Annotated in this window: 13 protein-coding genes; 4 read left to right on the top strand and 9 right to left on the bottom strand. The window is 66.0% G+C overall.

The genetic code is table 11. The annotated features are described in order from the left end of the window. Window positions 1–45 precede the first annotated feature (45 nt). A complete protein-coding gene (locus tag C563_RS0114760) occupies window positions 46–4,737 on the top strand; it encodes a DUF4082 domain-containing protein (RefSeq protein WP_018762842.1) in 4,692 nt (1,563 codons plus the stop codon). Window positions 4,738–4,898: 161 nt separating this feature from the next. On the opposite strand, the gene C563_RS0114765 is transcribed toward C563_RS0114760, so the two are convergent. Then, complete coding sequence (locus tag C563_RS0114765; protein WP_018762843.1) at window positions 4,899–6,152, bottom strand: hypothetical protein; 1,254 nt, start codon at window positions 6,150–6,152, stop codon at window positions 4,899–4,901. 260 nt (window positions 6,153–6,412) lie between these two features. Here C563_RS0114765 and C563_RS0114770 point away from each other — a divergent pair, with 260 nt between their 5' ends. From C563_RS0114770 to C563_RS0114780, 3 genes are read left to right on the top strand one after another with little or no spacing between them, the layout of a single operon-like run. Then, entirely contained in the window at window positions 6,413–7,825 is a 1,413-nt protein-coding gene (locus tag C563_RS0114770) for an O-antigen ligase family protein (protein WP_018762844.1), read from the top strand. Then, window positions 7,822–8,718: a hypothetical protein gene (locus C563_RS21420; protein ID WP_018762845.1), complete on the top strand. Its 897-nt coding sequence runs from the start codon at window positions 7,822–7,824 to the stop codon at window positions 8,716–8,718. Before C563_RS0114770 ends, C563_RS21420 begins: the two co-directional genes overlap by 4 nt. Continuing rightward, window positions 8,699–9,907: a glycosyltransferase gene (locus C563_RS0114780; protein WP_018762846.1), complete on the top strand. Its 1,209-nt coding sequence runs from the start codon at window positions 8,699–8,701 to the stop codon at window positions 9,905–9,907. Before C563_RS21420 ends, C563_RS0114780 begins: the two co-directional genes overlap by 20 nt. Here C563_RS0114780 and C563_RS0114785 read toward each other — a convergent pair. From C563_RS0114785 to C563_RS0114820, 8 genes are read right to left on the bottom strand one after another with little or no spacing between them, the layout of a single operon-like run. Further along, entirely contained in the window at window positions 9,891–11,477 is a 1,587-nt protein-coding gene (locus C563_RS0114785; RefSeq protein WP_018762847.1) for a glycosyltransferase, read from the bottom strand. The two genes, C563_RS0114780 and C563_RS0114785, sit on opposite strands and share 17 nt — an antisense overlap. Further along, a complete protein-coding gene (locus C563_RS0114790) occupies window positions 11,458–12,957 on the bottom strand; it encodes an oligosaccharide flippase family protein (RefSeq protein WP_018762848.1) in 1,500 nt (499 codons plus the stop codon). The genes C563_RS0114785 and C563_RS0114790 overlap by 20 nt, the downstream gene beginning before the upstream one ends. A gap of 30 nt (window positions 12,958–12,987) precedes the next feature. Then, window positions 12,988–14,112, bottom strand: a complete 1,125-nt coding sequence (locus C563_RS0114795) for a DegT/DnrJ/EryC1/StrS family aminotransferase (protein ID WP_018762849.1) — start codon at window positions 14,110–14,112, stop codon at window positions 12,988–12,990. After that, window positions 14,109–14,768 (bottom strand): acetyltransferase, encoded by a 660-nt coding sequence (locus C563_RS0114800; protein ID WP_018762850.1) that lies wholly within the window; start codon window positions 14,766–14,768, stop codon window positions 14,109–14,111. The genes C563_RS0114795 and C563_RS0114800 overlap by 4 nt, the downstream gene beginning before the upstream one ends. Further along, complete coding sequence (locus tag C563_RS0114805) at window positions 14,761–15,930, bottom strand: DegT/DnrJ/EryC1/StrS family aminotransferase (protein ID WP_018762851.1); 1,170 nt, start codon at window positions 15,928–15,930, stop codon at window positions 14,761–14,763. The genes C563_RS0114800 and C563_RS0114805 overlap by 8 nt, the downstream gene beginning before the upstream one ends. Further along, complete coding sequence (locus C563_RS0114810; protein WP_018762852.1) at window positions 15,930–16,922, bottom strand: NAD-dependent epimerase/dehydratase family protein; 993 nt, start codon at window positions 16,920–16,922, stop codon at window positions 15,930–15,932. The genes C563_RS0114805 and C563_RS0114810 overlap by 1 nt, the downstream gene beginning before the upstream one ends. Continuing rightward, complete coding sequence (locus C563_RS0114815) at window positions 16,919–18,043, bottom strand: Gfo/Idh/MocA family protein (protein ID WP_018762853.1); 1,125 nt, start codon at window positions 18,041–18,043, stop codon at window positions 16,919–16,921. Before C563_RS0114815 ends, C563_RS0114810 begins: the two co-directional genes overlap by 4 nt. Before the next feature lie 27 nt (window positions 18,044–18,070). Further along, on the bottom strand, window positions 18,071–19,663 hold the full coding sequence (locus C563_RS0114820) for a sugar transferase (RefSeq protein ID WP_081624189.1): 1,593 nt from the start codon (window positions 19,661–19,663) through the stop codon (window positions 18,071–18,073). Window positions 19,664–19,737 lie beyond the last annotated feature (74 nt).

The raw sequence follows: 19,737 nt of genomic DNA on the forward strand, positions 1-19,737 counted from the left end.
TAGTGCAGGCACCTGGCGCTATTCACGTCTCGAAATGGAGTTAAAGTGTTTGCAAAATCAAAGCCCGTCGAAAGCAGGCTGCGTGCGGCAGCAAGTTTTTCCGTATTGTTCCTTATCGCCGCGATGCTGTCTTTCAGTTCCACTCTTTACCAGGCTCCGGCGGCCCACGCCGATGCCTGCACGCCCCCCGTTGCCAGCGCCGTCGCCTGTGAAAACTCACTGCCCGGCACCCCGTCCTCGGACTGGGAGGTTTCCGGATCCGGCGACTCGTCCATCCAGGGCTTCGGAACGGCGATGAGCGTCAACCAGGGCGAATCCATCAGCTTCAAGATCAAGACCACCGCCAGCGCCTACCACATCGACATTCTTCGGTTCGGCTACTACCAGGGGAACGGGGCCCGCAAGATCGCCGCCAGCATCCCACTAACGGCCAAACTGCCGCAATCCCAGCCCGCCTGCCTGACCCAGTCCGGGACGGGCCTCGTCGACTGCGGAAACTGGGGGGTTTCCGCGTCGTGGACCGTCCCGGCATCCGCAGTCTCGGGCGTGTACTTCGCCCACCTGGTCCGCAACGATACCGGCGGGGACAGCATGATTCCGTTCGTAGTCCGCAACGATGCGGGAAAGAGCGGCATCGTGGTGCAGACGTCCGACACAACGTGGCAGGCCTACAACACTTACGGCGGCAACAGCCTCTACCAATGCACGGTGGCATGCCCCACCGGCAATCCACAGGCCTACAAGTCAGCATTCAAGGTGTCCTACAACAGGCCGTTCCTTTCCACGGGCGACCAAGGCCACAGCTGGCTCATGGACACCGAATACCCGATGATCCGCTTCCTGGAGGCGAACGGCTACGACGTCAGCTACATCAGCGGCCTGGACACGGCGACGCGAGGCCCGCTGCTGCTCAACCACAAAATGTTCATGTCCTCCGGACACGATGAGTACTGGAGCGGAACACAGCGCAGCAACGTGGAAGCCGCCCGGAACGCAGGCGTCAACCTGGCCTTCTTCAGCGGCAACGAGGCATTCTGGCGCACCCGCTGGGAGGCCTCGATCGATGGCAGCCAGACCTCCGGGCGCACACTGGTCTCATACAAGGACACCCACTACAACACGCCCGTAGACCCGGTGGAATGGACCGGGACCTGGCGCGACCCGCGCTTCGGCACGTCCACCGGTGGCGGAAACCCCGAGAACTCGCTGACCGGACAGTTCTTCCTGGTCAACTCCGGCTCCGCGGACATCAAAGTCCCCGCGCAATACGCGGGCATGCGGCTGTGGCGCAACACTGCGGCCGCCAAACTGACGGGAACCCAATCACTCACGCTCGGAAGCGGCCTGGACACGCTCGGTTACGAGTGGGACATCGACGCCGACAACGGATTCCGTCCTGCCGGCGCATTCAAATTGTCCTCAACCACTGTTTCGGTGCCTGAGGCATTCACTGACTACGGCAGCACCACTGCTGCTTCCAGCCAAACACACAACCTGATCATGTACCGCGCCCCCAGCGGCGCACTTGTCTTCGGTGCCGGCACGGTCCAATGGGCCTACGGCCTGGACAACTTCACCATCCCCACGAGTACCCCCGACAAAAACATGCAGCAGGCCACCGTCAACCTGTTCGCCGACATGGGTGTCCAGCCGGTTACCCTGATGACGGGGCTGGTAGCGGCGGCAAAGTCCACCGACACCAGCGCCCCTGTTTCGACCATCACATCCGGGCTAAACGGCCAGACCCTTGCCGACGGCTCCAGCGTCACCATCTCGGGAACGGCCTCCGACGCCGGCGGGGTAGTGGCCGGCGTCGAAGTATCCACCGACGGTGGAACCACGTGGCGCCCGGCCACCGGGACCACCAGCTGGTCCTACACCTGGACAGTGCACGGCAGCCCGGCAGTGACCGTGAAGACCCGAGCCACCGACGACTCGGGGAACACCGAGGTGCCAGGATCCGGGGCTGCGGTCAACGTTTCCTGCCCGTGTTCCATCTTCGGGTCCAGCATGATCCCCGACACGCCCGATTCCGGCGACGGCGGAAGCGTGGAAGTCGGGATGAAGTTCACCGCCCAGGCGGCAGGAACCGTCACCGGCGTCTCCTTCTACAAGTCAAGCCTGAACAAGGGAACGCACGTCGGCAGCTTGTGGACATCGGGCGGAGCCCGGCTGGCCACGGCAACCTTCACCAACGAGACGGCAACCGGCTGGCAAACGGTCAACTTCGCCACACCAGTGGCCATCACCGCAAACACCACCTATGTGGTCTCCTACTTCGCCCCCCAAGGGCACTATGCGCAGGCCGCAGGCTTCATGTATCCCAACCCGTCGCCCATGCCGGCCGGACACTCGTCCCTTGACAGCGGCGTGCTGCATGGCCTGAGGAACACCCCCAGCTCCGGCAACGGCGTCTACACCTACGGGGCCAACAGCGTCTTTCCCCAGTCCTCCTACAACGCCGAGAACTATTGGGTGGACGTCAAGTTCGTTCCGTCGGCATCAGTGCCGCCGGCAGTCTCTTCGACCGACCCGGCCAATGCAGCCACCAACGTCGCAATCACCAAGGCGCCGTCGGCTACCTTCAACCAGGCCGTAACAGCGGGCAGCATCACCTTCACGCTGAAGAAGCCTGACAACACGGCAGTGGCAGGCAACGCCGCCTACAGCTCGGGCACAGTCACCTTCACCCCTTCCGCCGCGCTGGCGTACAACACCACGTACACGGCGACCGTCAGCGGCGCCACCAATGCGGCCGGCCAAGCAATGGCGAGCCCCTACACCTGGACGTTCACAACCGGGGCACCACCTCCCGCTCCGGCGGTCAGCAGCACATCGCCGGCAAACCAGGCCACGGGCGTGCCCATCTCCGTGACCCCGTCAGCGACGTTCAACCAGGCAGTGGTGCCCACCTCGGTGGTCTTCAGCGTGCTGGATCCGTCCCTGAACTCAGTGCCCGGTACAACCAGCTACAGCTCCGCGACCAACACCTCCACCTTTGCGCCCGGCAGCCCGCTCGCGTACAACACCACCTACACGGCTACGGTCAGTGGTGCCACGAACAGTTCCGGCCAAGCGATGGCAAGCCCTTACTCGTGGACCTTTACCACCGCCACAGCACCTGTCCCGCCCGCCGTGACGTCAACGCTGCCGGCAGACAAGGCGACGGCGATTGGCGTCAATACGGCACCAAGCGCGACGTTCAACCAGGTGGTTACCGCCAACAGCATTACCTTCACCCTCCAGGCCGGAACCACCAGCGTGACGGGTACCAGCAGCTACTCGGGGACCACCGTGACGTTCACGCCGGGCTCAGCACTGGCCTACAACACCACCTACACGGCGACCGTCAGCGGGGCGACGAATGCGGCGGGACAGGTCATGACCGCGCCCTACAGTTGGACCTTCACTACGGTGGCCCAACCCACGGCCAATTGCCCCTGCAGCGTGTTTGCCGCGAACGCCCTGCCCGGGACCATTGACCAGCCGGACGGATCGTCGGTGGAACTTGGGATGAAATTCCGTTCGGATATTGCCGGGAACGTCACCGGCGTCCGCTTCTACAAGAGTTCCGCAAACACCGGCACGCACACCGGAAAGCTCTGGACCAGCGGAGGGCAGTTGCTGGCCAGCGTGACCTTTACCGGAGAGTCGGGGTCCGGTTGGCAGCAGGCAAACTTCTCCACACCCGTGGCCATCCAGGCGAACACGACGTACATCGTTTCGTACTACGCACCCAACGGGCACTATTCGGCGGACGGAGCTTTCTTCACCAAAGGCGTGGACAACTATCCGCTTCACGGCCTGGCCAGCGGGGTGGACGGACTCAACGGCGTGTACCGTTACGGCACCTCCGCGTTCCCCTCCAGCAGCTACAACAACGCCAACTACTGGGTGGATGTGGTGCTGAACGGGTCGGCGTCGGTCAGCGTGCCCACGGTGTCATCCACCTCACCGGCTGCCGGTGCCACCAACGTGGCCACCACCAGCACGGTGAAGGCGACCTACGACAGGGCCGTTGACCCCAGCACCGTGGTCTTCAACGTCAAGGATGCTGCAAACGCCAACGTACCCGGGACCCTCAGCTATGACACGCTGACCAACACCTCGGTGTTCACCCCCGCCACTGCGCTGGCCTACAGCACAACCTTCACGGCCACGGTTTCGGGTGCCAAGGGAAGCAACGGACAGGCCATGGCAGCCCCCTATACCTGGTCGTTCACCACGGCTCCGCAGCCAACGGCCGGCTGCCCGTGCAGCGTCTTCGCTCCCACCGCGGTTCCATCCACGGTCACCGCCCAGGACAACTCATCGGTGGAACTGGGCATGAAGTTCACCTCGGACACCAACGCCACCGTCACGGCGGTCCGTTTCTATAAGGGACCGCAGAACACGGGTACGCACGTTGGCAAGCTCTGGACCTCAGGAGGCCAACTGCTGGGCTCGGTCACGTTCACCAATGAGGGCGCGTCCGGATGGCAGCGGGCAACGTTCGCGACGCCGATTCCTATCAGCGCCAACACGGTCTACGTGGTCTCGTACCTGGCGCCCAATGGGTATTACTCGGCAGACGGCGCCTTCTTTGCCGGCAAGTCGGCGGACAGCGGCATCCTCCACGGTTTGGCTGACGGCACCAGCGGTCCCAACGGCGTCTATGCCTACGGCGCCGGAGGGTTCCCGAGCAACACCTGGAACGCCACCAACTACTGGGTGGATGTGGAAGTCACCACCCCCTAGCAGCCGGGGACAACCGGCGGGGCAGCCGCAGGGGCCCGCGACGCAATCCAGCGTCGCGGGCCCCACCCGTGCCAGGGGCGGGATGGGCGGGACATGATGCTTGGCCTGCGCAGTCGTCTTCCACGAGGTCGACCTTCACAAGGGCCGGGAAAGGGGGGGCCTCAGCCAAGGCCGCAGGTGTTGCCTCCGTTGAGGCGGTAGATGTGTACCGCATTGGCGTCGCTGAAGGAGTCCGTAAAGGCGTGGTTCGACACGGGCACCGAACGGTTTTCATCCAGCACTTCTGCCTGGTCCGGGCCGCCGCACCGAACAGAGAAGGTCACCGACTGGGGCCCGGGACGCGTGGCTGCCGCCAAAACATAGAAGTGGCCCGCATTGGCTTTCACGGCGAAATCAACGTCCTTGCTGTTTGCGGTCACGAGCCCCGTTACCGAACCCGTGTTCAGCGCCGGAGCGAGGGTGGTGATGAGCTTGTTCACGGCGGCTACCGTTGGACGGATCGCGGTGCCGCATTCATCCCGGAGCACATGCTGGGACTGGCACTGGCCGCCAAAATTGTGGTTGAAATAGACGATTCCCCGGGCGCCGTGGATGATGCTGCTCCATACGGCGGACCGAAGCTGGGCGGGACTGATGGTGAGTGAATCACTTTCGGAAAATGGGTGGCCCACCTCGACAAACGCCCAGACCGGTTTGGAGCCGGCGGGCTGGACCAGGGACCGTACCCGGTCAACCGTCCAGCCGTAGTGGGCCCCGGTGCGGCATTCCGCGTCAGTGAGATCCCGCCCATCCGCGAAAACTGCCCCGCCTTCGACATGGCTGCAGATATAGGGATCCGTAAACCAGTAGTTGTCCGCGGAGACGACGTCCTGGTAGCTGTTGACGAATTGCGCGGCCTGCGGATTCTTGAGTTGGAACGTTACGCCCTTGCCGTAATTGGAATAGAGCAACGCCCGGGGCGGGAAGAGTTTCACCAGCGCTTCCTGGACGGTGAAACCGCATTCGGAGGCCACAGGCTCGCAGATCACACCTTCACCTTGGGACTTGCCGGTCCACGAGGAGTTTCCCCCGCCCGCCCACATGTCCACTTCATCGGAGACGACGAACCCGGAAGCGCCGGGGACCACTGTGGAGGGGAGCGCATGAAGGCCGCTGCCCCGCACCAGCTCCACATTCGAGTCATCAGTGAGCTGCACGTAGGTGTTCAGGCCGGCACCGCGGTCCGCGGCGATATCCGCTTCCTGCAGGACGCTTTCAAACCACACGCCCAGGGGAAAGAAGCTCGGCTCGGCCGGCAGGGTCGGCGAGAACTTCCCGTAGAAGCCCGGGCCGCCGTCAATCCCCTGGACGCTGACCCCTTCAGGAAGCGGATCTTGAGCCGATCCTGAGGACGCGGAGAAGGCGCTTGACGACATGCATGACGTTCCTAAAAGGCAAGTCAATAGAATTGCGGTTTTCTTGATGAGTTTTGTGGAATTGCGCATGTCCCGGGCGGTTTTTCCAGGTGCTTCGAACAGGTTTTTCATGCCAATTCCTGTCGTAAAATCATGGGTCAAATGTCATACTGGATAAAAGGGAAATAAGCGGCGACAAGCAATGATTTTGGAGCTACGCTATCACCCTGAACATTGCGTGTATAAGGGTATTTCAACCCCGGCAGGAAGATTGGGGGGATGTGGGAAAGCATCTGCCAGCTCCATCCGCGCTGGGTCCGGAAGTCCGACTGGACACACCCCTGCGCGTTGACGGCGACGAGCAAAAGCCACCGCTGCTCCTGCGGGTGACGGCGGTAGCCTGTTTCGTTTTCCCCTCCAACCTCGTTCTGGAACCGCTGGGTGCCGCCGGCTATGTGGCCCACATTCTTGCGTTGCTGGTTTTCGCGCTGTGGGTGACGTCAGTCATGCTCGGCCTGCACAGGACCATCGACCGCGAGCACCCCGGACGCTTCGCGCTGGCAGCCCTTTTCGCGGTGTCGTGTGCCTCCTACGCCGCGATGTACGTGGGTATCAGCGGGAGCACGACGGATGCGACACGCGCGAGTGCTGACCGCTGGATGTTGTTGATGGTCGCCTCGTCCGGCCTGGTGCTCGTAACCACTGAGACAACGCGGACCGTGGACGCGGCGATGATGCTGGTGCGTGCGCTCCTGCGCGGTGCCGTGTTCTGCAGCATGGTGGCGGCAATCCAGTTCACCACCCATGTGGACCCCATGGCCTGGTTCCAAGGGGTCTTGCCCGGGTTCAAGGACAACGGCGGGAACCAGCCGTTCCAGGAACGCGGAAGCTTCCTCCGGGTGGCCGGCAGCACCTTCCATCCCATCGAGCTGGGGGTCATCGCCTCGATGCTCCTTCCGCTCTCGCTGTGGCGCGCACTGTACGACAAGTCGGGCCGCGCCTGGATGCACTGGACGGGGACGGGCTTCATTGTGTTCGCGATCGCCGCCACGATTTCCCGCTCGGCGGTCCTGGGTGTCCTGACCGTGGCGCTGGTCTTCCTTCCGTTCCTTCCTTCCAGGTCCAGGCAGTGGACGGTCCTGGGGTTCGCCGGCGCTGCCACAGTGCTCTTCCTGGCGGTTCCCGGATTTGTCGCAACGCTGTTTGGTTCCGTCACCGCGGGGACGGCCGATCCTTCCATCACCGCACGGCTTGAGGACTACCCCAGGGTGGAAGCCATGGTCTCGGCCCGGCCATGGCTTGGAATAGGTCCCGGGGCGTACCTGACAAGGAACGCCATTGAGGTCCTGGATAACCAGTACCTGAAAACCATCGTCGAACTGGGAGTGCCGGGGTTCCTTGCACTCCTGCTGTACATGGTGGTACCCGGGATAGCGGCCTGGCTGGCGGCCTTCAACGCCAAAGAGGAACGCTTGAAGACACTTGCGGCCGCAGTCGCCGCCGCCTGCCTGGTGGCCGCCCCGGCGTCAGCCGCCTTTGACTCGCTGGGCTTCCCCGTCCTGGCACTCGTGTACCCGATATGCGTCGGGCTCTCCGGGACGGTCTGGTTGCTCGTCGCCGGCGAACGGCGGGCACTTGGCCCAACTACCAAGGAACAAGGCGCCAGCCTTGCAGAATCTGAAAGGCTCCCATGACTCCCGTCTCGGTTCTTAAAATCCTGTGGCGCCACAAGGTTTCGATGATTACCGTCCTGGTGCTCACCCTTGCTGCGGCAGCCTACGTCTTCTTCTTCGCGCCCCGGAGCTACATGGCGTCGACGGTGTACGTCCTGGTGACGCCCCGCGTGCCCAGCGTGGAAGAAATGCGCACCGATCCCGCCGTCGCCGCCGCAAACTCGGACAACCCCTACCTGCGCTCGGCGGACAGCTCCCTGATCACCCAGGTGATGGCGACAAAGTTGAGCTCAACCGACGTCGTTGACTCGCTTAAGGCCGCCGGCTTGTCACCCGACTACACGGTGACCCTGCCGGCCACCACGGGGGCGGGCCAGCTCATCAGGATGGAGGCCACGGGCCCCAGCCCGCAGCTGGCCATCACGACGGCAGAAGCCTTGGGCCAGCATCTCACCGCCAAACTGCGGGATGCGCAGAAAGTCAACGGGGCCGATGACCGCTACCTCTTCACGGCCCTCCAGATTGATCCCCCGAGCAAAGCGACAGAGCAATTCTCCAGCCGGCTCCGGTCGATGATCGTGGTGCTGATTGGCGGCGTCATCCTCCTGTTCGGCGCTGTTTCGATCGCCAGGATGCTGGAGAATTCGCGGGCTGCCCGGAAGGACGCCGCGGACAGGGGCAAGCCTGTGTCCCGGCGCAGGCGCTCCGCCGACCGCCACGCCGAACCGGCCGCAGTTGCGAACGAGCAACAGGACGGCGAACCTGGTGGCGGCAGTGTCGTGGCGGCGCGGGCGGTGAAGGACCGGAAGCCCGCAAGGTATGCGGTTGATGAGCCGCCGCTCCTGTTGCCACAGCCTGGGCTGGAGGACCTTTCCTTCGAGGAGCGACGCTCTGATGTCCCCGTCAAACGCTGACCGGGAGGGGCGAGTCCCGGTCTCTGTCGTCTGCGTCTTCAACAACCCGGCAGTGCTCCAGGAGTGCCTCACGGCTTCCGTCGAGGCCGGCCTCCCATGCGCCGTGGACCTCGAGTACCTGCCCATCGACAATACGGCACGGCAATTTTCCTCCGCCGGAGCGGCATTGAACCATGGTGCTGCCTCGGCGCGGAACGATGTGGTGGTCTTTGTCCACCAGGACGTTTTCCTGCACTCCATCCCGGCTTTGGAGAAGATCGCCGCCGCATTGATGGCAGATCTTTCCCTGGGAATGGTGGGCGCAACCGGGATGACCGGGGAGGGCCGCCTCGTGGGGCGGATCCGCGACCGCATCGTGTTATCCGGCCATCAGGAATCCGGGCTGGCGGACGTGGACAGCCTGGATGAAGTCTTGTTCATGGTGCGGCGGGACCACATCCTCCGGCAGCCGCTCAGCGAGGAGCCGGACCTGTCCTGGCACGCCTATGCCGTGGAATACGGAGCCCGGCTCCGGTCTACCGGCCACCGCGTGGCGGTAGCCAACATCCCCCTGACCCACAACAGCCTCACCATCAATCTTGACCGGCTGGCCGAGGCGCACCAGTGGATCGCCGGGGCGTATCCCAACCAGTTGCCGATCGTGACGACGTGCGGGACAGTGCAGCAACGGCGCCACGTACCCTCCCTCCTCTCCGGCCTGGTGGACTCGCAGAAGTGGCGGTACCGGTGGCTCCGGGAATCGGTATCGGCGCACAAGCTCCGGAATAAAGCCCCGCTGCGCCCCGTCACGGTCCTGGGTGACCTGCGCCGCGACATTGACGACATCTGTGCCGCAGCGGGCGCAGGCGCTGCCACCGTGATCAATGTGCTCCCCGGCGGACCCGGAGGGCATGAACTGGGCGAGCCCCTGGAGCTGGGGCGGCGAGGCGTCCGGTTCCGTTTCCTTGCAGCGGACGAGCGGGCCGTCGCTGCCCTGGTGCGCGCCCAAGGTCCGGACGTCACCGTCGCCGTGACCAACATCAGCTTTGACACTGCCGGCGAAGTGGTCGGCGCCCTGTCGGGCCGGAAGGTCATCCTGGGATTCCACGAAAATACAGGGCCATGGCTGCTCACCGGCCCGGCGGTTGATGCGGCCGGCGAACACTACCGCACCCCCCGCTCGACGCCCCTCGCTATGAAGGTTGGCTAAGGCGCCTGCGTGAGTCCGAAACCCACGCGCGGCTGTGGTCCGGTACCAACTGTGCCAGGCCCACATGGGGTGACTTCCGCCAGGCCGTCCACTGCCTGATGCGCTGGGCCGTTCCGAGGAAGGGCAGTATGTCAGCCCAGGCCGCATCCAGGCCGGCGAAGCCGGTCTCATGCTGCACCAGCCCCACCAGCTGGTCCAGGGGTCCGTCCGCCCAAGGAGTGGGTCCCGGTGCGATCGGTCCGCTTCGCGCCAGGGCGGCCTCGGTATAGACACGCTCCGCTGTCTCCCGCCAGGCTGAGGGGCTGTGACCTTCAACGATTGCCCTGCGGGTGGCCGAGCCCCGAGCCGTCCTGGTGGACACCGAATCTGCCAGGTCCGCCAGGGTTGAGACGAAACCCGCCGGAGTCGAGGGCGTGAGGAGGAGGTCATCGAGGCCTGGTGAATCCGAGCCAAGGACCGCACATTCGGCCGGATGGCCCCTGTATGTCACCAGCGGCAGCCCGTGGGCACCGGCCTCCAACATTGAGGTCAACGAAGCGAAGGGAAACGAGTCAACGTAGGCATCGGCGATGGACAGAAGCGACGAGATGTTGGCAAGCCGCCCGACGGCCCGGATCCTTCCATTGGTGGCAGCCGCCGCGGCAGCCCAGGCTCCGGTGGGGGACGGGCCGGCCACGAGGAAGTGTGCATCCGGGCGCCGGAGCAGGAAGGACCGGAAGAGGCCTATCAGCGAGTCCGGGCCAACGGGATCGTATTTGCTGCCTGCCGCGGCGGACACCACGACGAAATCCGTCGCCGGGATGCCCCATCCAGTCCGCGCGGCCAGTTCATTCGATTCCTCCGCAGGCCCGGCAGGCGCAAGTTCGAGGGGCCGGTTGGCCACCATACAGCGGCCGGCATCAACCCCGCGGCGGCGGACGGTCAGCTCCCGGCCGCTTGCCCGCAGGCAGAGGACGACGGCGGCCGCCGAGGTCCCCTGCCAAAAGACGTGGTCAGCGTGGTTGACGTAGACAGCCGGAGGCGCTCCGGGGACACCCAACGCAAGGGAGGGGACGACGTCGTGTGGATGCGCATGCACAACGACGACGTCGGCCGGAGCGATGACCCGGCGCAATGCTCCCGCCCTTCTCATGAGCCCCCCGGGCCGGCGGTCCAGGAGGACCAGGTCACGGGGATCCGGCAGGCACGCGGCAATCTTGGCTGGACATTCGGTGCTGCCTTGGCGGGTGAGGACAACGTGGTGCCGCGAGCCAGGATCCTGGCGGATCCAGTGCGCAATGCTCTGGGTATGGCCGCCGGTCCCGTACAGCTGGGTGGCCACGTGGACCACAAGGCGCCCGGCCGGCTTTCCCGGCGCCGGGGGCGGAGGCTGTGGGATGGAGGACCGGAGCATCCCCAGGACTTCTTCGAGTCCCTGGTGGCCGAAATACCCGGTGTGGTCGGTCCAGGCGAAACGGGCGGCAAGCTGTGCCTGCACCGCCGCCTGCTCCCACCGTCCGGCTGCTGCCAGGCGGCCGGCGACCGCCACCAGGCGTTCAAAGGTGTCCCTGTTACCGCTGATGCCCTGCAAGGCCCCCGCTCCTTCCCAATTTCTTCAACGTGGCAACGTCGGCCCGCTTGAACCAGAGCAGGCCAGCGGTGACGGAGCCGGCTGCTGCCCCGGAGAGCAGGAGTGCCCAGGGGACACCGAAGTCCATCCGGCCGAGGAGGGCAGAGGCGGCCAGCAACGCTGCCGAAGCGGCCGAGGGCAGCAGCAGTTGCCGGATCACCCCGAGAGGCGGGACACCCACTGCCCGCAACCGCCAAAGATACAAGGGCAGGACCAGGGCGGCGACGACGAAGAATTGGGCCATGGCCACCCCGGCGATGCCGGCGCCGGCGCCAAGGAAAAGGGCCGGTACCAGGGCCACCAGCCAGCACACCTGGATGGACATGATGGACCCTGTCATTCCCGCAACCACCAGGTAGTCGTAGATCAACTCGAAGAGGATCCGGAACCCGGCCACCATGGCAAGCCAAAACAGTGCGGCGCTTGCACCCGCCCAGACGTCGCCGTACACAATCCGGACGACGGTTTCGGACTCTGCCGCCAGGAACGTGACAGCAGGGAAGACAACGCAGGACATCACCCCGATCAGGGCGGTGACTGTGGAGCGCATCCTTTCGGGGTCATGCTGCAGCCGGGCCAGCACGACCGGAGCCACGCTTCGCAGCGGCTGGGAGAACATGGTCACCGGCCAACTCGCCAGGTTAAAGGCCAGGACGTACATCCCCAGCATGACTGGACCGAGCGTACTGCCCGTCACCAGTTGGTCCAGGTAGCCGACGCAGAAGACGATGATGCTGGTCCCTGCCAGGGGCAGCCCGAACCGCAGCAACGGCATCAGGACGGTGCGGTCGAGGCCCAGCCGCAGGGGAAGCGGCGACCTGAGGACGAAGAGCAGGCCCCCGGCCACCGTCCCCGCAAGCCGGCCCACCGCCAGGCTCATTGCGCCCATGCCGGCCAACACCAGGCAGATTGAAACGATGGCACCCACCCAGACATTCACCTGGTCGATCAGCATCTTCGTCTTTTGGTCAAAGGCCCGCTGCATCAGCGCTGCCGGTGTGGCGACCACCCCGCTGACCAGGACGCAGCACACCATGACCCGGACCACGTCGGTGGCACCGGGGTCGCCCATGCGGCCCGCGAACCAGGGGGCGGCGGCAAGGCCGGCCCCGCAAAGCACCGCACTGGAGAGGATCGAGATGGTGGTCACGGTGGGTGCGATCCGTGCGGGATCCTCCGGCCACCTCACGATCGCGAGGCTGACCCCCAGTTCGTTGATGGTCAGGACCGCGAGCAGCGCCACCATGGCCACCGCGAAGCTGCCGTACGAGTCGGGCCCCAGCAAGCGGGCGAGGACGATTCCGATTCCCAGCGTGCCGAACCTGGCCACCGCAGTATTCAGCAGGCTCCAGCCCAGTGCGGAGGTGGCGCCGGACGCATTCTGCGAGCCGGTGGGTTGGTGCCCGGCCTCCTGTACGGATGCCAGGCCGGGGCGCTTCATCGCCTTCCCCGCACGGACGGCCTCAACGGACTACTGCTTCGTCACTGCGCATGACAACGCCCCAGCAACCCGTTCCTGCTGTTCGGCAGTGATATGCGGGAACAGCGGGAGGGACAGGATGCGCCCGGCAGCATCCTCGGCCACGGGGAATGAACCGGATGTCCGGCCCGCGTACGCCCCGCTGCGGTGCACCGGAACCGGGTAGTGGATTCCCGCCTGGATCCCCGCCGCGTGCAACGACTCAAGGACAGCGTCCCGGTGCCGGACACGCACCACGTACAGGTGCCACACATCCGCGTTCCCCGGTGCCTCCTGCGGCAGCTCGACTCCCGGCACATCCGCCAGCAACGCCGCATAGCGTTCCGCCGCAGCCCTGCGCCGCAGGTTCCAGCCCTGCAACCTCGCCAGCTTCGCTTTCAGGACGACCGCCTGGACGGTGTCCAGGCGCGAGTTGAAGCCGATGGCGTCGTGCCGGTACTTCACCGAACTCCCGTGCGCCCCCAACAACCTGACCTGGGCATCCACGCCGGGGTCGGATGTCAGCACGGCTCCCGCGTCCCCGGCGGCGCCAAGGTTCTTGCCGGGGTAGAAGCTGGTCCCGGCGGCAAGGCCCCAAGTGCCAGCGTGCCGGCCGAACCGTGTTGCGCCCTGGGACTGCGCGGCATCCTCGATGATCACCGCGCCGCAGGAGTCTGCAACGGGGATCAGTTTTTCCACGAAGGCGGTTTGCCCGAACAGGTGCACCGGCACGATCGCCTGCGTGCGGGAGGTTACGGCGGCCGCGGCGGCGTCGGGATCGATCAGGAGGAAGGAAGGGTCGACGTCGACAGGCACCGGGACTGCCCCGATCCGGCTGACCGCCTCGGCCGTGGCGATGAAGGTATTGGCCGGCAGGATGACTTCCCCGCCCGGCCGCACGCCCCCGGCACGCAGGGCAAGTTCCAGCGCATCCGTTCCGTTGGCAACGCCGGCGCAGTGCCGTGCGCCCAGGAAAGCGGCGTACGCCGCCTCGAACGACGCAACGGCCGGGCCGCCAATGAAGGACGCCGAACTCATGACTGTGTCCAGTTCGGCCATCACCTCGTCATGGATCTCAGCCTGCTGTGCTGCCAGGTCCACCAGCGGGACTGCCTGCACATCCACGTCGGAATTCATGAAATACCCCCAACACTGAATCTTCCGTCGTCAATTTCGTGGGCCGGCACCCCAACCCACGTCTGTCCGTCAGGCACGTTGCTCAGCACCGCCGCTGCCATCCCCACGGTGGCGTAGGCGCCCACTGAAGTGCGTTCGCGCACGCTGGCGTTCATTCCCAGGTAGGCTGCCCGGCCAATCCGGACTCCGCCGCCCAGTGACACACCCGCGGCGAACGTGGCGAAGTCGGCCACGTCGTCGTCGTGCGTGAAGGTCACCGAAGGCATGGCCACCACGTGCGCTCCCAGGGTGACGGATGCGGTGAGCGTGACGTTGCGGAGCAGGATGCTTCCCCTGCCCACCCGGCATCCTTCCGGGTACTGGACCGAGGGGTCGATCGCCGTCGCGTAGCGTGCCTCCGTGAGGCCCATGGCCGTCAGCCGCTCCACGACGGATTCCCGGATCCTGCCGGATCCAATGCACACCAGGACAAACGCGTGCGTGTACTTCGCGGCGTCATCGATGGTCCCAAGGACGGGTGCCCCGTCCACGGTGACGCCCGCCATCTCTTTGTCGTCGTCCAGCAGGCCGACGACGTCATATTGGCCGCTGCTGCGCACCATCGCCAGGACTTCGCGGGCCAGGCCACTGGCAGCTATCAGGATCAGCTCACTCACGCGCGTATCCTGCAGCCGCGCCCCGGATGGTGCCGATGATCCGGTCCAGCCCTTCGTCGTCCAGTTCGTGGTAGACGGGAAGGATCAGGGTCCTGTCGTTGAGCCGCTCGGTTTGTTGCAACAGGGAGCCGCCCGCGTTCCGCCACCGGTAGGCCGGCTGGCGGTGCGCGGCCATGATGCCCCGCCGTGCAGAGATCCCGGCGTCCGCCAGCAGTTCCATCAGCCCGTCCCGCGTGGTCCCAAAGCTAGGCAGCACCTCCACCCAGAACGACTGGAAGTTGGTGGTGCCGTAGGGCGGGTCCGATACCAGCCGGAGGCCCGGCACCCGGGAAAGGCCGGCCACGTAGCGCGCCGCGATGCTCCGCCGCCGTTCCAGCACCTCCGGCAGCCGGCCCAGCTGGACGATTCCGACGGCGGCCTGCAGGTCCGTCATCCGGTAGTTGAACCCGACTTCCAGGTACACCTCCGGCGGGGCCAGGAGCGATCCGTGCCGGTCGGCGGCGGACACGCTCATCGAGTGCTCCCGCAGGGTCCTGGCCCTGGCCGCCCAATCTGCCCGGTTGGTGGTGAGCATGCCGCCCTCACCGGTGGTGAGGATCTTGCGCGGATGGAAGGACCACACGGCCACATCCGCGCCCGCACCCACCGGCCTGCCCTTATACATCGACCCCACTGCGCACGCGGCGTCCTCGATCACCATGATCTCGTGCCGGTCGCAGAGTTCGCGGATGGGGTCCAGGTCCAGCGGCACGCCGCCCTGGTCCACCACAATCACGGCCCTGGTGTCCAGGGTGAGGGCCGCGTGGAGGGTTTCCGCCGTCACGTTGCCGGTGGCCGGATCCACGTCGCAGAACACCGGCCTGGCACCGACGTAGGTCACCGCGTTGGCCGTGGCAATGAAGGACAGGGAGGGCACCACAACGTCATCCCCGGGTCCGATTCCGGCCACCACCAGGGCGAGGTGCAGGGCGGTGGTGCAACTGGACGTGGCCACCGCATGGCGGACACCCTGGTACTCCGCGAACCGGGACTCGAACTCCTTGACCTTGGGCCCCTGCGCCACCCAGCCGGAGGCCACCACCTCGGCCAGGGCCCGTGCCTCCTCGTCGCCGAGCCAAGGCTTCATGACATTGATCCGGGCGAGGACTGGTTCGGCAGTCATCAGGCACCAACTTTCCGTGTGGCGGCGATTTCGTTGCGCAGCGGCATCCACCAGCTGACGAGTTGGCGCAGTCCTTCGTCGAGTTCCACTTCCGCTTTGAAGCCAAGGTCGCGGGCGGCCGCGGACGTGTCGGCCAGCCGGCGCACCACGCTGTTCACCTGCCGTGCGGGGCCGTGCTCGACGCTGAGGTCCGAGCCCATGACCCGCAGCAGGGTGCGGGCCATGTCCAGCAGGCTGGTTTCCGTCCCGCTGGCCACGTTGTAGGTGCCTTCGGCAATGCTGCTGCCCGCGGCCAGCACGTTGGCTCGGGCCACGTCCGCCGTGTGGATGAAGTCCATGGTCTGGAGTCCGTCGCCGAAGATCAGCGGCGGCTGCCCGTCCATGATCCGTTCCATCCACCGCACCAGGACCTCGGTGTACAGGCCGTGGACGTCCATTCGCGGCCCGTAGACGTTGAAATAGCGCAGCATCACGTAGTCCAGGCCCGTCATGGCACGGAAGCTCCGGGCCATCCCTTCGTTGAAGGACTTGGCAGCGCCGTAGAACGTGTCGTTGTTGGCGTGGTGGTGCCGTTCCGTGGTCGGGAACTCCTCGGCCATCCCGTAGACCGACGCACTGGAGGCGGCCACGAGCTTGGCCACCTTGTGTTCCGCGGCGGCCTCCAGGACATTGAAAGTGCCGTCCACCAGCACTTCCAAAGCCAGCCGGGGTTCCTCGGCGCATTGGGTGATCCGGATGGCCGCCTGGTGGAATACCAGGTCCTTGCCTCGGGTGAGGTCATGGACCAGGTCACGGTCCTGGATGCTGCCCCGCACCAGTCCGACCTGCCCGGTGGCCAGGGCGCCGGAGAGGTTGTCCAGCCTACCGCGGACCAGGTTGTCCAGGACGTCGATATGGCGCACTCCCGCGGCCAGCAGGGCGTCCACCAGGGTGGAGCCGATGGTGCCGGCTCCGCCGGTGACCAGGACGTTGGCGCCCTCCAGGGTGCTCACCGGGCTCCCTCCAGTTCCGCGCCGGTGCCGGCCATCGCGGCACCCGCCACGGGGGTGGACCGGCCGTCCAGGGTCAGGCTGCGGGTGACCGCTTCGAGGACGGACAACACCCGGAGCCCGGAGGCGCCGCCTGTCCGTGCCTGCCGTCCGGTGCGGATGCAGGAGGCGAGTTCCTGCACCACCTGGCCGAGGGCCTCACGTTCGGGCAGCGCCGGGGACCACGTGTCCCCCAAACGGTAGGAGACGGCGGTGGACGCCTTCTCGCCGGCCGTTCTCGGCTGCCGGTCCAAACTCACCCCGCGGTCGTAGACGCTGAGCCGTTGCTGGGGGTTCAGGTCGTCCCACACCAGCGTCCGCAAGGATCCGCCGATCACCATCTGGCGGATTTTGGTGGGACTGAGCCAGTTCACGTGCACGTGAGCGGTGGCATCGTTGGGGAGCCGGAAGTTCAGGTGGCCCACGCAGTCGCGGCCGGTCCCCAGCGGGTCCGCCCCGAACGCCGAGACTTCGGCGGGGTTGAGGCCGCCCGGGAGGACGAAGTCCAGGATGGACAAGTCGTGCGGGGCGAGGTCCCAGAAAACGTCGACGTCGGGCTGCACCAGGCCCAGGTTGATCCGGGTCGAGTCCACGAACAGGATCTCGCCCAGGGATCCGGACTGCACCAGCTCCTGCATCTTCAGCACCGCCGGGGTGTAGCAGTAGGTGTGGTCCGCCATCAGGACCAGGCCGTTCGCCCGCGCTTCGGCCACCATCTCCAGCCCGTGTTCCCTGCTGTCCGCCAACGGCTTTTCCACCAGGACGTGCTTTCCGGCGCGCAACGCCGTCATGACCGCGCCATGGTGTGTTCGCGCCGGCGTCGCGATTGCCACGGCATCGACGTCGAAGCTGTCCAGGAGCTCGTCCATGGACTCGACGCAGGGTATCTGCCCCAGCGTGTCCGCCAGCTTGCGGGCCCGGTCGATGTCCAGGTCGCAGATGGCCACCAGGTCCCAGTCCGGGCTTGCCTGGAGGTTGCGCGCCAGGTTGGGACCCCAGTAGCCGGCTCCGACGACGGCGATGCGGAGTTTCGGTGCAGGTTGCGGGTGGTTGGCGGAGTGGAAGGGACTGCCGAATTTTCTCATGTCATTGTCTTCCCATTTGTGAGTGTGTCAGTAAGCGCCGGACGGCCGGACGACAGCCCGGAACGTCCGCCAAAGAATCAGGAGGTCACCGGCAAGGGACCAGTTTTCGACGTAGTAGAGGTCCAGCCGGACCGCTTCCTCCCACGGAAGGTCCGAGCGGCCGTTGATCTGCCAGAGGCCGGTGATACCCGGCTTGATCAGCAGCCGGCGGTGGGTGTGGCGCTCGTAGCCGCTGACCTCCCGGTCCAGCGGCGGCCGGGGACCCACCATGCTCATGTCGCCCAGCACCACGTTCCAGAGCTGGGGGAGCTCGTCGAGCGAGTATTTGCGCATCCAGCGGCCGCAGCGGGTCACCCTGGGATCGTCTTTCATCTTGAAGAGCACCCCGGCACCCTGGTTTTGCTGGTTCAACCCCGCCAGCCGCGCCTCGGCGTCGACCACCATGGACCGGAACTTGTACATCCCGAAGACGTGGCCGTCCTTGCCTATCCGGGCCTGCCGGAAAAGGACCGGCCCCGGACTGTCCCGTTTCACGATCAGCGCGAGCACCGCGAGGACCGGTGAGAGCATCAGGAGGGCCGCCAGCGCCGCGGCCACGTCCATGATCCGCTTCATGGCGTGTTTGGCCCCGCCGTACTGCGGGATGTCCACGTGCATGAGGGGCAGGCCGTCCACCGGCCGCCAGTGGATGCGGGGACCGGCAACATTGGTCAGCGTCGCTGCGAGGATCAGCTCCGCGGAGGACTCCTCGAGTTTCCAGCCAAGCTCGCGGATGAACCGGTTGCCGCCCGGCAGGGGGCCGGCGATGATCACGGAGTCAGCGTCCACCAAGCGGACTGTTCGGGCGATGTCGTCCGTGGAGGACAGGACCGGCACCGTGCAGCCGTCCACCCGCAGTCCTGCGCCGCGGCGTGCCCCCGGAAGGCAGGCGCCGAGAATCTCGTAGACAGCCCCGGACTTGCGGACCTGCTGGACCACGTACCGGACGTCCTCCGGCTCGCCTACCACCACGGCGCGGGAGAGGTGGCGCCCCTTGGCCTTTTCGGCGGTCAGGCGGCGGCGGAATGCCCGCCGGTTGAGCGTCAGGGCCGCCAGGCCCAGCGGAAGGGACACGGTCACGAACGCGCTGGCACCATGGATGGAAAAGATCACGGCAGCGAGGGCCAGGAGGCCAAAGATGCGGAGCGTGGCAGCGGCCACCCGCTTGTACTCGTCAGCGCCGATTCCAAGCACCCTCGGATCCCTGGTGTGGTAGAGCTCCAGCGCCGCCAGCCAGGTTGCCGTCAGCGCGGCGGCCGCGGCAGCGGCGCCGCCGTCCCTTGGGCCCTCGGGTGAGAAGCCCGCTTCGGAAAGCAGGAATCCGGCATAGGCGGAGAGCATGACCACCACCGCGTCAGCGGACCGGAGGAGGTTGGTGTGCCGGTTGATCCAGGCTGCCGTTGCCTTGCGGGGCCGGGCGTGTGCCGCGGGAAGAAAGGGGGCTGCCGGTGGCAGGGGGAACCGGGTTCCTGCGGCTTCCCCTGCCACCGGCTGCTGTGTTGCCGCCCGCTGTGCAGCAGCGGGCGGAACAAGCCAGTCGAAGGCTGAACGTCGGGTCCTGACAACTGGTATCTCTGCCATGATCACCCTCTCGGTCGTAGCGCCTGTCCCCTGGCTGTGAAGCAAAACTAGCCGCGGAAAGTCGGCTTTGAAGG

Source organism: Arthrobacter sp. 135MFCol5.1 (assembly GCF_000374865.1).
GTDB lineage: Bacteria > Actinomycetota > Actinomycetes > Actinomycetales > Micrococcaceae > Arthrobacter.

Bases quoted from the DNA above. Each gene is read 5' to 3' on its own strand.
- C563_RS0114795 (WP_018762849.1), bottom strand. From the start codon at position 14,112: ATGAATTCCGACGTGGATGTGCAGGCAGTCCCGCTGGTGGACCTGGCA.
- C563_RS0114765 (WP_018762843.1), bottom strand. From the start codon at position 6,152: ATGTCGTCAAGCGCCTTCTCCGCGTCCTCAGGATCGGCTCAAGATCCG.
- C563_RS0114780 (WP_018762846.1), top strand. From the start codon at position 8,699: ATGTCCCCGTCAAACGCTGACCGGGAGGGGCGAGTCCCGGTCTCTGTC.
- C563_RS21420 (WP_018762845.1), top strand. From the start codon at position 7,822: ATGACTCCCGTCTCGGTTCTTAAAATCCTGTGGCGCCACAAGGTTTCG.
- C563_RS0114815 (WP_018762853.1), bottom strand. From the start codon at position 18,043: ATGAGAAAATTCGGCAGTCCCTTCCACTCCGCCAACCACCCGCAACCT.
- C563_RS0114790 (WP_018762848.1), bottom strand. From the start codon at position 12,957: ATGAAGCGCCCCGGCCTGGCATCCGTACAGGAGGCCGGGCACCAACCC.
- C563_RS0114805 (WP_018762851.1), bottom strand. From the start codon at position 15,930: ATGACTGCCGAACCAGTCCTCGCCCGGATCAATGTCATGAAGCCTTGG.
- C563_RS0114820 (WP_081624189.1), bottom strand. From the start codon at position 19,663: ATGGCAGAGATACCAGTTGTCAGGACCCGACGTTCAGCCTTCGACTGG.